Annotated in this window: 16 protein-coding genes and 1 tRNA gene; 9 read left to right on the top strand and 8 right to left on the bottom strand. The window is 70.8% G+C overall.

Annotation, left to right across the window (positions count from 1 at the left end; translation table 11 throughout):
• Nucleotides 1-41: 41 nt before the first annotated feature.
• The 4 genes from G406_RS57645 to G406_RS0141675 all read left to right on the top strand — a co-directional run bounded on the left by G406_RS57645 (nt 42) and on the right by G406_RS0141675 (nt 2866).
• Nucleotides 42-551 (top strand): hypothetical protein, encoded by a 510-nt coding sequence (locus G406_RS57645; RefSeq protein WP_051343386.1) that lies wholly within the window; start codon nt 42-44, stop codon nt 549-551.
• A gap of 77 nt (nt 552-628) precedes the next feature.
• Nucleotides 629-1408, top strand: coding sequence for a YcnI family copper-binding membrane protein (locus G406_RS0141665; protein WP_028938488.1), 780 nt, complete (start codon nt 629-631; stop codon nt 1406-1408).
• Entirely contained in the window at nt 1405-1941 is a 537-nt protein-coding gene (locus G406_RS0141670; protein WP_028938489.1) for a copper resistance CopC family protein, read from the top strand. Before G406_RS0141665 ends, G406_RS0141670 begins: the two co-directional genes overlap by 4 nt.
• Before the next feature lie 85 nt (nt 1942-2026).
• Nucleotides 2027-2866, top strand: coding sequence for a fumarylacetoacetate hydrolase family protein (locus G406_RS0141675; RefSeq protein WP_028938490.1), 840 nt, complete (start codon nt 2027-2029; stop codon nt 2864-2866).
• 213 nt (nt 2867-3079) lie between these two features.
• Here G406_RS0141675 and G406_RS0141680 read toward each other — a convergent pair whose 3' ends face one another.
• The 4 genes from G406_RS0141680 to G406_RS0141695 form a co-directional block, all read right to left on the bottom strand.
• Nucleotides 3080-3898 carry a proline dehydrogenase family protein gene (locus G406_RS0141680; RefSeq protein WP_245607416.1) on the bottom strand — a complete coding sequence of 273 codons (819 nt, stop codon included), beginning with the start codon at nt 3896-3898 and terminating at the stop codon, nt 3080-3082.
• A 92-nt stretch (nt 3899-3990) separates the two neighbouring features.
• Nucleotides 3991-5442 carry an aromatic amino acid ammonia-lyase gene (locus tag G406_RS0141685; protein ID WP_028938492.1) on the bottom strand — a complete coding sequence of 484 codons (1452 nt, stop codon included), beginning with the start codon at nt 5440-5442 and terminating at the stop codon, nt 3991-3993.
• An 83-nt stretch (nt 5443-5525) separates the two neighbouring features.
• Nucleotides 5526-6923 (bottom strand): dihydrolipoyl dehydrogenase family protein, encoded by a 1398-nt coding sequence (locus G406_RS0141690; protein ID WP_028938493.1) that lies wholly within the window; start codon nt 6921-6923, stop codon nt 5526-5528.
• Complete coding sequence (locus G406_RS0141695) at nt 6920-7579, bottom strand: NAD(P)H-binding protein (protein WP_028938494.1); 660 nt, start codon at nt 7577-7579, stop codon at nt 6920-6922. Before G406_RS0141695 ends, G406_RS0141690 begins: the two co-directional genes overlap by 4 nt.
• Nucleotides 7580-7688: 109 nt before the next feature.
• Here G406_RS0141695 and G406_RS0141700 point away from each other — a divergent pair, with 109 nt between their 5' ends.
• Together G406_RS0141700 and G406_RS53065 are read left to right on the top strand one after the other, a co-directional pair.
• Nucleotides 7689-8366: a haloacid dehalogenase type II gene (locus G406_RS0141700; protein ID WP_028938495.1), complete on the top strand. Its 678-nt coding sequence runs from the start codon at nt 7689-7691 to the stop codon at nt 8364-8366.
• 262 nt (nt 8367-8628) lie between these two features.
• Nucleotides 8629-8952, top strand: a complete 324-nt coding sequence (locus G406_RS53065; protein ID WP_051343387.1) for a hypothetical protein — start codon at nt 8629-8631, stop codon at nt 8950-8952.
• Here G406_RS53065 and G406_RS0141710 read toward each other — a convergent pair.
• Nucleotides 8949-10067 (bottom strand): 5-methyltetrahydropteroyltriglutamate--homocysteine S-methyltransferase, encoded by a 1119-nt coding sequence (locus G406_RS0141710; protein ID WP_028938496.1) that lies wholly within the window; start codon nt 10065-10067, stop codon nt 8949-8951. The genes G406_RS53065 and G406_RS0141710 overlap by 4 nt on opposite strands.
• Nucleotides 10068-10100: 33 nt before the next feature.
• Between G406_RS0141710 and G406_RS53070 the strand changes: the two genes are divergently transcribed.
• Nucleotides 10101-10826 (top strand): MOSC domain-containing protein, encoded by a 726-nt coding sequence (locus tag G406_RS53070; RefSeq protein ID WP_064743172.1) that lies wholly within the window; start codon nt 10101-10103, stop codon nt 10824-10826.
• Here the strand turns inward: G406_RS53070 and G406_RS0141720 are convergent.
• Nucleotides 10806-12101 (bottom strand): MFS transporter, encoded by a 1296-nt coding sequence (locus G406_RS0141720; RefSeq protein WP_342666280.1) that lies wholly within the window; start codon nt 12099-12101, stop codon nt 10806-10808. The genes G406_RS53070 and G406_RS0141720 overlap by 21 nt on opposite strands.
• Nucleotides 12102-12274: 173 nt before the next feature.
• On the bottom strand, nt 12275-13069 hold the full coding sequence (locus tag G406_RS0141725; RefSeq protein ID WP_028938498.1) for an enoyl-CoA hydratase/isomerase family protein: 795 nt from the start codon (nt 13067-13069) through the stop codon (nt 12275-12277).
• A gap of 31 nt (nt 13070-13100) precedes the next feature.
• Between G406_RS0141725 and G406_RS0141730 the strand changes: the two genes are divergently transcribed.
• On the top strand, nt 13101-13670 hold the full coding sequence (locus G406_RS0141730) for an ASCH domain-containing protein (RefSeq protein WP_028938499.1): 570 nt from the start codon (nt 13101-13103) through the stop codon (nt 13668-13670).
• Nucleotides 13660-14271 carry a uridine kinase gene (locus G406_RS0141735; RefSeq protein ID WP_245607417.1) on the top strand — a complete coding sequence of 204 codons (612 nt, stop codon included), beginning with the start codon at nt 13660-13662 and terminating at the stop codon, nt 14269-14271. Before G406_RS0141730 ends, G406_RS0141735 begins: the two co-directional genes overlap by 11 nt.
• A 163-nt stretch (nt 14272-14434) precedes the next feature.
• Here the strand turns inward: G406_RS0141735 and G406_RS0141740 are convergent.
• Nucleotides 14435-14517: transfer RNA gene (locus G406_RS0141740), tRNA-Leu, on the bottom strand.
• Between the last annotated feature and the right edge of the window lie 18 nt (nt 14518-14535).

Genomic DNA, 14535 nt, shown 5'->3' on the forward strand with positions numbered 1-14535 from the left:
TGCCGAGGGTGAACGCATCGCCGGATCAGGGAGCCCCTCGGGTGGCTCGTGGTCTGACAGCGGCGTTCGTGTGCACGCTTCTCTCGTTCGCCGGGCACGTCAGCGCCGATGGCGCACGACCGAACCTCGGCCTTCTCGTCGTTCTCGGTCTGCTGCTCGCCGGGTTCCTCACCAGCCTCGCCGACCGCAGACGTGGCCCCGTCGCCATCCTCGCCCTGGTCGGCGGATCGCAGCTGGCGCTGCACGAGTTGCTGCAGGTGCTCGGCACCGGGATGCACCACTCGACCGGCCGGCCGCTGGCGATGTTCTGCGCGCACGCGCTGGCCACGGTGATCACCGCCGCGATACTGACCGGCGCCGAGTCCGCCGTCTTCGTCGTCGCGTCCGCGCTGGTCAGCGGAGTGGCACTGATCCCGGTCGGGCAGCCCGCCGCGCAGCCGCCGCGCCGGGCCGCACTGCCCGATGCGCCCGTGGAGGACCGGCCGAGCGGAATGCTCGGGCGACGGTTCCACCGGCGCCGAGGGCCACCGCGCGCCGTCGTGCACGCCTGAAACCTCCACCGGCGCTCGCGCCGCTCCCCTCTCGCGCGGTCCTCCCGCGCGCCCTCGTCCCGAACAGGAACCCCCCCATGAGTACCTCCCGCTCGACCCGTCGCGCCCTCGTGCGCGCCGCCGCGACCGTCGCCGCGGCCGCCGCGCTCACCCTCGCCGGAACCGGCATCGCCTCCGCCCACGTCACCGCCCAGCCCGGCACCGCCGAGCAGGGCAGCTACGCGAAGGTCGCGTTCCGGGTGCCGTCCGAGCTGCCCACGGCCGGGACGGTGAAGCTGCAGGTCACACTGCCCGCCGACCATCCGATCGCGTCCGTCCGGACGGCGCCGCTGCCGGGCTGGACCGCCGAGGTCACGAAGGGCCCGATCAACCCGCCGATCGAGTCGCACGGAACGAAGATCACCGAGGCGGTCCGCACCATCACCTGGACCGCGCAGCCCGGCACCCGGCTCGGCCCGACCGAGTTCGCCGACTTCGAGGTGTCCCTCGGCGCGCTGCCGGACAACACCGACAAGCTCGTCATGCCCGCCCAACAGACCTACGACGACGGCACGGTCGTCAACTGGGACCAGGTCCAGGCCGACGGTGCCGACGAGCCGGAGCACCCGGCGCCGACCCTGAAGCTCGTTCCGCCCGCCGGTGGCGCGCACGGTGGGCACAGCCACGGTGACATGTCCGCCGCCGCGCACGGTTCGGCGACGTCCACCAGCTCGGACGCGGGCCACGACGAGGCCTCCGAGGGGACCGACAACACCGCTCGCTGGCTCGGCGGCATCGGTCTGGTGCTCGGTGCGCTCGGCCTCGGTCTGGGGATCGGCTCGGTCGCGCGCAACCGTCGCTCGGGTGCCACCAAGTGAGACGGCAGCTTCTGATCTGGTCGGTCGCCGTCATCGGACTGCTGATCGGTACCGGAACCGCGTGGGCACACAACGTGCTGGTCAACAGCGATCCGGTGAACGGGTCGAGCGTGGCGGCCGGGCCGGCGAAGGTGACGTTGAAGTTCGACCTGCCGGTGCAGCAGTCGTTCAGCACGGTCACCGTGCTCGGTCCGGACGGGCTGCACTACGAGGGCGGGCCTTCGCAGGTCGACGGCAACAGTGTGAGCGCGCCGGTCAACCCGCTCGGCGCGGCGGGCAAGTACACCGTCGGCTACCGGATCGTGTCCGATGACGGGCACCCGGTCAGCGGGTCGATCAGCTTCACCCTGACCCAGGCCGGCACCGGCAAGGGCGTTCCGGCCGCGGCGGCCCAGCCTGAGGGCGATTCCGCCGACAGCCAGGACTCCGAGTCCGGCGGCATCCCGGCCTGGCCGTGGATCCTCGGCGGGGTGCTGCTGGTGGCGGCGGGTGCGGCGTTCGCGCTGCGCATGGGCCGAGGCAGCGACGACTGACCGGGACGAGTAGCAGCGAACAGCTCGTGAGTGTTGAGTATGGCTATAGCCATACTCAACACTCACGAGCTGTCAGGGAGCTTTTGTGCGCATCGGGAATCTGTCCGGCCGGTTGACGCTGTTCAGTGAGCAGGGCGCGGTGGACGTCGAGAAGGCGAGCGGTGGCCGCTTCGGCGCCGACCCGCAGGGCGTCTACCAGGATTGGACGGAGTTCCTGGACTGGGCACGCGGTGCTGACCTGAGCGCGGCGCAGTCCTTTGACGTGGCCGCGCTCGGCGCACCTGCTCCCGCGCCCGCGCAGCTGTTCGGCATCGGGCTGAACTACTCCGACCACGCGGCCGAGTCGAAACTCGGCATCCCGGACTCGTTCCCGCCGGTGTTCACGAAGTTCCGCAGCGCGATCTCCGGCCCGATCAGCACGGTGAACCTGCCGCCCGGCGGGCACACCGACTGGGAGGTCGAGCTGGTCGTGATCATCGGCCGGCGCGCCGAGAAGGTCTCCGCCGAGGACGCCTGGGGCCACGTCGCCGGGCTCACCGTCGGCCAGGACCTGTCCGAGCGGATCCGGCAGACCGCCGGACCCGCTGCGCAGTTCAGCGTCGGCAAGTCGTTCCCCGGGTTCGCCCCGATGGGCCCGTGGCTGGTCACCCCGGACGAGTTCGCCGACCCCGACGACCTGGAACTCGGCTGCGCCATCGACGGCGAGACCGTGCAGCACGCCCGCACCAGCCAGCTGATCTTCCCGGTGCCCCAGGTCATCGCCGGCCTCAGCGCCGTCATGCCACTCTTCCCAGGCGACGTGATCTTCACCGGCACCCCGGCCGGTGTGGGTCTTGGCCGCACGCCGCAGCGCTGGCTGCAGCCAGGCGACGAGCTGGTCAGCTACGTGACAGGAATCGGCGAACTCCGCCAGACCTTCGCCTAGGCCCCCACCCCGCGAGTCGGGCACCCCAGCACCGCGAGTCGGGCACCACAGCACCGCGAGTCGGGGCTCTCAGCACACCGAGTCGGGCACCACAACACACGCCGATGTGCCGAAACCCGCAACTCAGTGTGCCCAGAACCCCGACTCGCGGGAGGTGGGCGCGCGCACCCGCCGGCGAGTCGCGGGATTCGTCAGGGCGAGTCGAGGGATTCGTCAGGCGCCTCGAGACTCCGCGACGCGGCGCATCCAGTAGCGGAACCAGTCGGGGCCGTACGGGAGGTAGACCCTCGTGGGGACGCCTCTTCGGCACAGCTCGTCCAGTACCTCGGGGCGGACGCCGAGGAGGTGCTCCACCGGCACGGTCGGGTGAGCGAGCAGGACCGCCTCGCGCAGCGTGCCGTCGTGGGTCGACATCGACCAGGGGACGTCGGCCTCGGCCAGCTGGTGCGCCAGCCGCAGGTAGGCGATGTCGGTCGGCTCCCCGTACCGGTAGGAACCGGCGCGCTCCAGGTAGGCCCCCTTGACCAGCCGGACGTGCACCCCGGTGCCGGTCAGCCGCGCGATGTCACCGGGCGAGCGCATCAGGTTCGCCTGGACCGTCACACCGAGCCGGTCGGCAAGGCCACGCCCGGCCACCTCGAGCGCGCACCCGAGCACGGCATCGGTGAGGTCGGCCTCCTCGGCGCCGATCTGGATCCGCCGCCCGGCGGGCAGCGCCTTCGCCACTTCGGCGAGCAGATCCGCGGCGCCGGCCGGGTCGACCGACACCGCGAAATGCGACAGGTCGACCGACAACCACACGTCCGCCGGCGCCTCCGGCAACGCCTCGACCAGCGCGAGATAGTCCCGACCGGCCCTCGCCGCCTGCGCGCTGTCGCTGACCCGCTCGCCGAACAGGTCGATGCTCACCCCGTGGCCCCGCGCCAGCACGTCGGCCGCCGCGCGCAACGCGTCCTGCCTGTTCCGCCCCGCCACGTACCGGGACGCCGCCCGCCACGCCGCCTGCTCTCCCCCGGGAAGGACTCGTGCCACCTGTTCGACACGATCATTGGTTGCCAAACGGAACAAAACCACACGGTCAACACGCACCCCACCAGTCAACCACTTGTATGGACAAGTAGCCGCTAGTAGTCGGCGAACTCGTCGACGACCTGCTCGGCCCGCGCGATCTCCGCACTCAGCGGATGGTCCTCCTCAATCATCGGCAGCAGCGTCGTCGCGCGGCGCAACGCCTGCGCGACCGGCGCGTCCGGCAGCTCCGTACCGGCGAGGCGCAGCGCACGCACCGCGCCCAGCAGCTCGCAGGCCAGCACCGTCCGGTAGGCCTTCGCGGCGGCCGCCGTGCTGCGCGCGGCCTGCGTCGAGAAGCTCGCGTGGTCCTCCAGCCCCCGGGAGATGACCGCCGTGCCCAGCGTCACCGGCGATGCGGCATGCCGTAGCTGACCGAGTGCGTCGTGCGCCACGTACTCCAGGATCATGATCCCCGAGCTGCCGACCGGTCCGGACGCGAGGAACGGGCTCAACCCGGTCAGCTCCGGCTCGACGAGGTTGCTCAGCCGGGCCGTCGCCAGCTCCGCGACGTGGTGCAGCGCCGCGCGCAGGCTGTCCAGCGCGAGCGCGACGTAGGCGGTGGAGAACTGGCCGTGGTGATAGACCCGTTCGGTGCCGATGTCGATCAGCGGGTTCTCGGCGGCCGCGTTGAGGTCGATCGTCAGTACGCGTTCCAACGCATCGACGGCATCCAGTGCCGGGCCGTGGACCTGCGGAAACGCGCGCAGCCCGAATGGGTCCTGCAGCCGACGGCCCGGCGGCGGGTCGCCGTCCGGCATGAGGATCCGGCGAATCTCGGCGGCGCAACGCACCGTGCCCGGATGCGGCCGCGCCGCGTGCACCACCTCGGCGAACGCCTCCGGTGAACCGCCGAGCGCGGAGTAGGACAGCGCGGTGATCACGATGCTGGCGCGCAGCAGCCTGCTCAGCTCGTGCCAGGCCAGGGTCGCCTCGGCGAGCGTCGCGGCGTTGCTGGAGATGAACGCGAGCGCGTCGCCGGGACTGATCGGGACCGGGTCGAGCCAGCCGACGCTCCACGGCTGTTGCCCGGCGATGGTCAGCGCGATCTCGGCGAGCGCACTCAGGTCACCGGTACCGATCGCGCCCCGGGAGTGCACGTGCGGCACGGCGCCGACCCGCAGCGCCGTCTCCAGCGCGAGCAGTAAACGCGGGTGCACGCCGCTGCCCGCGGCGGCGAGCTGGTTCAGCCGGATCAGCAGCGTGGCGCGGACCGTCGAGTCCGGGAACGGATCGCCGCTGCCGCCCGCGTGGCTGCGCAGCAACCGCAACCCGTGCTGGTCGATGGACTCCGGGTCGACCACCGCGTGCCGGTTCGCGCCGACACCGGTGGTCCGCCCGTAGACGGCTCGCTTCGCACCCATCTCACCGGCGAGCAGGTACGCCTTCTCGGCCCGCTCCACCGCGTCCGAGCTCAGCTCCACCGACGCGCTGCGCCGCGCCACCCGAGCCACGTCGGCACAGCCGAGGCTCGTCCCATCCAACAGAATCCGACTGCGATCAAGCACACCCGTGAGTGTTGCGGCCGCCTATGGGCGGCCGCAACACTCACGGGTGTGCGGTAGGCCTCCCAGCCGCTGCCAGCGCTCGATCAGCCGCTCCGGTAGGTCTCCAGCAGCCGCAGCCAGATCTCGCTGATCGTCGGATAGGCGGGCACCGCGTGCCACAGCCGGGACAGCGGCACCTCGCCGACGACCGCGATCGTCGCGGCGTGCAGCAGTTCCGCGACGTCCGGGCCGACGAACGTGACACCGAGCAGCACGTCCCGCTCGGTGTCGACGACCATGCGCGCCTTGCCGGTGTAGTTCTCGGCGTGCAGGTAGCTGCCCGCGGTCGAGATGTCCAGGTCGACCGTCCGAACTGCGAAGCCCTCCTGCGTGGCCTGTGCCTCGGTGCGTCCGACGAACGCCAGCTCGGGATCGGTGAACACGACCTGCGGCACCGCGTGGTGGTCGGCCGTGGCGGCGTACTCGCTCCACGGCTCCGGTTCGGCGGTCTGCCCCTTCGCGCGCGCCACGATCGCCGCGGCGGCGATCCGCGCCTCGTACTTGCCCTGGTGCGTCAGCGGTGCGCGCCCGGTGACGTCACCCGCGCCGTACAGCCAGTCGTGGCCCGCAACCCGGCCGGAGTCGTCGACGGTCAGCGGCCCCTTCTCGTCGAGCCCGACCGAGGCGAGCCCCACGTCACTAGTGTTGGGCCGCCGTCCGGTGGCGATCAGGAACTTGTCCACCCGCAGCTTCTCACCGCCCACCGACAGCACCACGCCGTCGCCGTCCGGCTCGACGGAGTCCAGACCGGCTTCCAGCCGCACGTCCACACCGTCCGCGCGCAGTCCGTCGACGATCAGCTCACTGGCGATCGGCTCCTGGTTCGGCAGCAGCCGAGGGTCCCGCACCAGCATCGTGACCTTCGCACCCAGCCGCGCCCAGGCCTGCGCCATCTCGACCCCGACGACACCGCCGCCGAGGACGGCGAGGCTGCCCGGGACCTCGTGCGCCGACGTCGCATCCCGCGAGTACCAGGGCCGGATGCTGTCCAGACCGGGGATCGGCGGGCTCGTCGGCACGCTGCCGGTGCACACGGCCACCGCGTGCTCGGCGGTCACGGTCGTCACGGTCCCGTCGGCCGAGGTGACGGACACGGTGCGTTCCCCGGCCACCCGGCCGACGCCGCGCAGCACCGTGATCCCGGCGCCCTCGGCCCAGCGGACCTGGCCGTCGTCGTGCCAGTGCGCCGCGATCTCGTCCCGGCGGGTCAGCACGGCGGCCGGGTCGTAGGTCGCGGTGACACCCGGCAGGCGGCGGGCGGCGGCGACCGCGTGACCGGTGCGCAGCAACGCCTTGGACGGCATGCACGCCCAGTAGGAGCATTCGCCGCCGACCAGCTCGGACTCCACGATCGCCGCGGTCAGCCCGCCGCGCACCGCGTAGTCGGCGACGTTCTCCCCGACCGGGCCGCCGCCGATCACGATGACGTCGTAGTCGCTCATGACAGGGCTCCGTCGACTGCGTCGTCGATCGGTGTGTCGCCGGCCATCAGGTCCAGCACGAGTCCGTCGGATCGCTGGTCGGTCAGCAGCGCGGCCAGCACGGCCGCGACGTCCTGCCTGGGCACCGGGTCGTAGTCCAGACCGGGCGGCGCGAGCGCGACCCGGCCGGTGCCCTCGTCGTCGGTGAGCGGACCGGGCCGCAGCACGGTCAGCGCGATCGACCGCTGCGCGACCTCCACCTCGGCGGCCTTCTTCGCCACCAGGTACGCGGCCCACACCTCGTCGGTGCCCGGCGCGGGCGGTGTGTCCACCCCGGGCGACGAGATCAGGATGTAGCGCGGCACCCCGGCGGCAACGGCCGCGTCGGCCAGCAGCACCGCCGCCGCCCGGTCGACGGTGTCCTTGCGTTCCGCGCCGCTGCCCGGTCCCGCACCGGCCGCGAAGACCACCGCGTCCGCGCCTTCCAGGGCCGTGACCAGGTCGTCGGACGAACCGGACTCCAGGTCGAGTACCTCCGCGCTCGCGCCGGTGTCCGTCACGTCCGCGACATGGTCCGGGTTGCGCACCAGCCCGATGACCTCGTCACCACGCGCGGCGAGCAGACGCTCCAGCCGCAGCGCGATCTTCCCGTGTCCGCCGGCAATCACTACTCGCATGCCACGAACGTAGCCCCGCCGCCGCGCGGGCGCCGCGCTCCACGGTGGAACTGTCACTGATCGGAAAGCTCACCTCGCCCGGTCAGGTGGAAGCAGGCAGGATCGAGCGGTGACTGTGCGCGCACTGATCTTCGACGTATTCGGCACCGTGGTCGACTGGCGGGGCGGGGTGATCCGGGACGGCGAGTCGCTGTCCCGTCCGGACATCGACTGGCCGGCCTTCGCCGACAGGTGGCGCGGTGCGTACCGGCCGTCGATGGACCGCGTCCGCTCCGGTGAGCTGCCCTGGACCAACCTCGACGGCCTGCACCGCGCCTCGCTGGACGAACTGCTCCCGCAGCTGAGCGAGGACGAACGAACCTTCCTGGTGGGGGCATGGCACCGGCTCGACCCGTGGCCCGACTCGGTCGCCGGCCTGACCCGGCTCAAGCAGCGGTTCACCATCTCGCCGCTGTCCAACGGCCATGTCGCGCTGCTGGTCGACATGGCCAAGCGAGCCGGCCTGCCGTGGGACCTCGTGCTGTCCGCGGAGCTGGTCCGCGCCTACAAACCGGACCCGGCGACCTACCTGTCCGCGCCTGCCTTCCTGGGCCTGGAGCCGGGCGAAGTGATGATGGTGGCCGCCCACCTGGACGACCTCATGGCCGCCCGCGCCGCCGGCCTCCGCACCGCCTACATCCGTCGGCCCCATGAGTGGGGTCCCGACGGATCAGCCCCAGAGCCGGGCCCGGACGACAAACTGGACCACGTGGCCGACTCGATCACCGCGCTAGCCGATATCCTCTAGGCCTGTTCCGCGCGGAGTTTTTCCGTGACCACCCCGGCTCGCGCAAGCGCTCGCTGGGGTACTCCCAGAAAAACAAGCTCCTTCGTCGCCGGGCGCGCGCTTGTTGTTCCCTTGAGAGCCGCCGCCCGGCTTGAGAGCCTGGTTGCGGACATCCAGTACGCCGGCCTTCGCCGGAACTCCTTCTCCAGACTCGCGGAGCCGGCTCTGCTGTCGCCGGGTTGGGCTCAGGACAGCTCGGCCGATCGACCATGAAGCGTTTCACGTGGAACATCAGACCTGGGTGCGTGAGCCCACGACCAGCGTCTATCGCCTCGACGTCTTCCGCGAGCCGCACGAGGGCGACACCTGGATCTGCCGCCGCGATCCAGCGATCCGCATGCCGTACGCGGAGATCATCCGCCGCACACCCGACGGCATCCCGTACCTGACCCCGGAGATCGCCCTGCTGTTCAAGGCGAAGGGCGACCGCGCGAAGGACCAGATCGACTACGAGCGTATGGAGCCGCTGCTCACCGACACCGAACGCGGGTGGCTGCTCACGACCGTCGCCGCGGTCCACCCCGGCCACCCCTGGCTGACCGGTTAACCCCAGATCTCGGCCGCTGTCTCGACGACCAGGGTGAGCTTGGCGACCTGCTCCTCCAGCGTCAGCGCGTTGCCCTCGACGGTGGAGGAGAAGCCGCACTGCGGGGACAGGCACAGCTGGTCCAGCGGCACGAACTTCGATGCTTCCTCCACCCGACGTTTCAGCGCGTCCTTGGACTCCAGCTCGGCGCGTTTCGTGGTCACCAACCCGAGCACGACCTGCTTGCCAGGCGGCACGAACCGCAGCGGTTCGAACCCGCCGGAGCGTTCGTCGTCGAACTCGCAGAAGAAGCCGTCGACGTCCAGCTCGCCGAACAGCGCCTCGGCGACGAAGTCGTAGCCACCCTCGGCCGCCCACGACGAGCGATAGTTGCCCCGGCACACGTGTGTGGTGATGCGCATGTCGGCTGGCCGGTCGGTGATCGCGGCGTTGATCTGCCGGATGTACCGCAGGTGCTGGTGCTCGGCGTCCTCGCCCTTCTCGGTCATCATGGCGCGCTGCGCCGGGTCGTTGAGGTACGCGAGGCTGGTGTCGTCGAACTGCAGGTACCGACAGCCCAGCTCGCCGATCGCCCGCACCTGCGCGGCGTAGGCGGCGGACAGATCGGCCCAGAACTGGTCGACGTCCGGGTAGACGCCGCGATCGACCGCGGCGGTGCCACCCCGGTAGTGGACCATGCTGGGCGACGGGATCGTCAGCTTCGGTACGGCCGTCGTGGTCCGGCCGGCGAGATAGCTGAAGTCGTCGCCGAAGATCGGGTGTTCCAGCCGGACCGGGCCGCGCACCGCGAGCCCGGCCGAGGTGAACGCGTCCTCGCTGGTCGCGTTGTGCATCCGGACACGGATCTGCTCGTCGGTCTTCTCGATGCCGCCGAGCTGGTAGATGAAGTCCATGTGCCACGACGTGCGGCGGAACTCCCCGTCAGTGGCCGCGCCCAGCCCGATTCGTTCCTGCAGCGCGACGACCTCGGTGATCGTCTCGTCCTCGACGGCGCGTAGCTCCTCGGCGGTGAGGTCACCCTCGGCGTGCGCCGCGCGGGCGGCGATCAGCGCGGGTGGGCGCAGCAGGCTGCCCACGTGGTCGGCACGGAACGGGGGTGCTGTCGACACTGACATGCATCGAAACTAGCGCCGCCTACGCTTGCCGGCATGTCCGTGTTGCTGTCGGTCAACGTGGGGAAGCCGAAGCCGACCACGCACTCGTCGGTCGGCATGACCGCGATCGACAAGCAGGCGGTGTCCGGGCCGGTCGAGATCGCCGATCCGGGTCCGAAGGGTGTCGGCGGCAGCGGTCTGGCCGGCGACGCGGTCTGTGACCTGAGCTTTCACGGCGGCTCCGACCAGGCCGCCTACGCCTACGCGCGCGAGGACCTGGACTCCTGGCAGTCCGAGATGGGCAGGCCGCTGCCGGCCGGTGTGTTCGGCGAGAACCTCACGACGCTCGGTCTGGACATCACCGAGGCGCTGATCGGCGAGCGCTGGCGCATCGGCGAGACGTGTGTCCTGGAGGTGACGGCGCCGCGCATCCCGTGTCGGACGTTCGCCGCGTGGCTGACCGAGAAGGGCTGGGTCCGCAGGTTCGTGGCGCGCGGCGTTCCCGGCGCCTATCTGCGGGTGATCACTCCCGGTCCGGTGGCGGCGGGCGACCGGCTGGACGTCGTGTTGCGCCCCGGCCACGAGGTGACGATCGGCCTGGCGTTCAGGGCGATGACCACGGAACAGCACCGCCTGCCGTCACTCCTGGCAGCCGAACCCGCCCTGAGCACGACCCTCCGCACCCGCATCCACCGCCGCATCCCTCCCGACACGAATGTGGCTTTAGGGACGTTGACCGTCCCTAAAGCCACATTCGTGTCACCGGGTAGTGGCGGATAGCGGGTGTGCTTTCTCGTCGCGGGGCAGGCGCCAGGCCACGATCGCGGTCAGCGCCAGCACGATCGGCAGCGCGCCGACCAGGATGAACGTCGGCCGGATGCCGATGCTCTCGCCGACCGGCCCGGCCAGCGCCATGGACACCGGCATCAACGCGAGTGACACGAAGAAGTCGAGGCTGGACACCCGCCCGAGCAGCCGCGTCGGCACCCGTCGCTGCAGCAGCGTCCCCCAGATGACCAGTGCGGCGGCGTTGGTGACGCCGTCGACGAACGTCACCGCTGCCATCACCCACACCCGGTCGGTGATCCCGATGAGCGCCATCGGGATCGCGCCGCCGCCCCACAGCAGCAACATCACGGTGAGGTACCGCCGGGGCAGCCGCCAGGACGCCATCAGCACCGATCCCAGCACCCCACCGACGCCGTACGCGGCGAGCACGAACGCGTAGTCCTTGGGCCCGCCGCTGGCGGAGATGTCCCGAACGGCGAACGGCAGCAGCACTTCGAGCGGCCCGACCAGCAGCGTCACGTACAGGATCGAGAAGGCCAGCGTGGCGAACAGCCACCCGGTGCGGAACAGGAACGTGAACCCCTCGCGCAGCTGCCGCAACACGGACTCGTCGTCCCCGGGCCCCTCGGCCACCGGCGCTTCCGGCTTCATGAACAGCAGGAACACCAGCGCGAGACCGTAGGCGAGCGCCGCGACCCCGAACGCAGCTCCCGGCATGAACACGGCGACCAGCGCACCGGCCGCCGCGGGCCCCAGTGCCTGCTGGGCCACCGGCCGGAGCGACCCCTCCACCCCGTTGGCGGCCAGCAGCTCGTCCGGATGCAACAGCGAGGGCAGCATCGCCGAGTAGGCGGGGAAGTAGAACGCCTCGGCGGCACCGAGCGCGAAGGCGACGATCACGAGCTGCCAGAACTGCAGCCATCCGGCCAGCGCCAACACTCCGGCGAGCCCCGCGCCGACCACCCGAACGAGCTCGACGATCCGAAGCAGCCGCTGCCGGGACATCCGATCAGCGGCGACGCCACCCACCAGCGCACTCAGCACCACACCGATGCTCGACGAGGTGGCCACGACGGAAAGCCGAGCGGGCCCGCCACCCCACGCCATGACCTGGAACACCACGGCGACCAGCCACAACCCGCTGGCGAACAGCGACATGGCCATCGACCCGGTGAGCATCCGGTACTCCCGCCGCCGAAACGGCCGAAGCGCCTTGGGCCACGCCCGAACCTGCTCCCCCGAGTACTCCACAGCACCATTTGTCACCCGAACCCCGACCAGAATCAACCGAGTTTCGCCCCACCCACCACCTCGCCTGCGCACGTGCCGCTGGAACACCCTGCACACCTACGTGCTGCGTCGCACATGTCCGGACATGTGCGACGCAGCACGTAGGTGTGCAAAGTCGCGCTGGGGCACGCGCCAACGCCCGCGAAGGGTCAGCGTCCCTCCCACTGAGGCGACCGACGCTCGGCGGCGGCAGCCCGGCCCTCGACGGCGTCCGAGGTCGCCCCCACCACCCGCCGCATCGTCTCGCCGAACCGAATCGCGTCGGTCATCGGCAGATCAGCGGTCCGAACGGCAACCTCCTTGATGGCCCGAGCAGCCAACGGAGCCCCTTGAACCAGCCGCTCGGCGAGCGAACGGGCCGAGGACATCAACGACGAATGAGGCACCACCCACCCGGCGAGACCGATCTCGTGAGCCCGGGCGGCATCGATCCGGTCCCCGGTCAGCAGCAGCTCCATCGCGTACTGCCAGTTGATCTTCCGTGGTAGCCGGATCGCACCCACGATCGTCGGAATCCCCAGCTTGACCTCGGGAAACCCGAACGTCGCCTGCTCACTGGCGATCACGAAATCACACCAGGTGACCAGCGTGAAGCCGTACCCGATGCAATGCCCGTTGACCGCCGCGATGACCGGTTTGAAGATCTCCCAGCCGCTCTCGAAGGAGTTGACCGTCGGCCGTTCCCAGAACGTTCCAGCGAAGTCACCGGTCGGGTCACCGGAGCCCCGCAGGTCGGCGCCCGCGCAGAACGCCCGTCCCTCACCGGTCACGATGCCGACCCAGGCGTCCTCGTCGTCCCGGAACCGGGAGAACGCGGCGTTCAGCGCCTGGCGCATCGCGCCGTCGATCGCGTTGAGCCGCTCGGGGCGGTTGTAGGTGATCGTGGCAACGTGCCCGTCCAGCTCGTACCGGACCAACTGGTTGTCTTCCTCGCTGCTGCTCACGCACGGGACGCTAGCGGCAATAATGGGCCCGATGTTGTTCCAACAACGGTTCTGGTCGGGGATCCGCGACGGCTCGGTGACCGTCGCGTACCGGCGCTGGGACCAGGAGCGGGTCGTGGCCGGGCGTCGGCACCGGGTCGCCGGCGGCATGATCGAGATCGACGACATCCGCGAGGTCGACGAGGCGTCGATCACCGACGCGGACGCGGTACGAGCCGGCTACCCGGACGCCCGGTCCTGCCGCGAGGATCTGCGCGGCGACGCCGATCGGCTGTTCCGCATCACCTTCCACGACACCGGCGAGGACCCGAGGACGGCGCTCGCGGCCGACGGTGAGCTCTCCGACCAGCAGCGCGCCGAGCTGGACCGCAGGCTCGCCCGTCTCGATGCGGCCAGCACACACGGCCCGTGGACGGCCGCCACCCTCGACCTGATCGCCGCCCGTCCAGGAGTGCGGGCGGGCGACCTCGCGGCCGAGCTCGGCAGGGAACGCGAGCCGTTCAAGATCGATGTGCGCAAGCTGAAGAACCTCGGGCTGACGCTCAGCCTGGAGGTCGGTTACCGCCTGTCGCCGCGAGGCGAGGCCTACCGTGCCCGGTAGCCGCATCAGCGCGGTCCGCTGGCCGGCACTGGCCGACGAGCTGGCCGAGCGGCTGAGCCGCGCCGAGGGCAGGCAACGGGTGCTGATCGACGGCCCGCCGCCGACCCGCCCGGAAGCGCTCGCCCAGCTGCTGGCCGAGCGGCTGCGGGTGCTCGGACGCCGGACCGTCACGGTCGAGGCCGCCGACTACCTGCGTCCCGCCTCGGTACGCCTGGAGCACGGCCACACCGACCCGGACGAGTTCCTGGACAGCTGGCTGGACGTGGCGGGGCTGCGCCGCGAGGTACTGAACACGGACGGCCGGGTGCTGCCGAGACTGTGGAACGCGGCGAACGACCGGGCGTTCCGGGACAGCAGGGTCGAGCTCCCGGCGGACGGGATCGTGGTCGTGTCCGGCGCGCTGCTGCTCGGCAGAGGCCTGCCGGCCGAGCTGACCGTGCACCTGCGGATGACCGCGGCCGCACTCGCCAGACGCACCGAAGAGTCCCTGCACTGGACGCTGCCCGCCTACGTCCGCTATGACGTCGAGCACCATCCGACGGAGGCGCACGTACTCGTGCTGGCCGACGATCCGGACCGGCCGGCACTCGCCAGAAGCTGATCAGAAGTGATCGTGATCACCTGGCCGTCAACCCGGCGGTGAGCAGCACTGACATCGAAAGTTAGTGCGCAGTAAAGGAAGACCCACCCGGACGGACCTGGCGGAGAAACCTGCGGGAGTAGATCATGGTCCCCAGATGAACGGGACTGTGAAATTGAGATTGTGGGCGAGGAGGGAGTTGAACCCTCACGTCCTTACGGACACACGGACCTGAACCGTGCGCGTCTGCCATTCCGCCACTCGCCCTGACGGAGAGAACGCTAG

Origin of the sequence: Actinospineispora spinosispora DSM 44797, assembly GCF_000429025.1 — a bacterium.
Lineage (GTDB): Bacteria > Actinomycetota > Actinomycetes > Mycobacteriales > Pseudonocardiaceae > Pseudonocardia > Pseudonocardia spinosispora.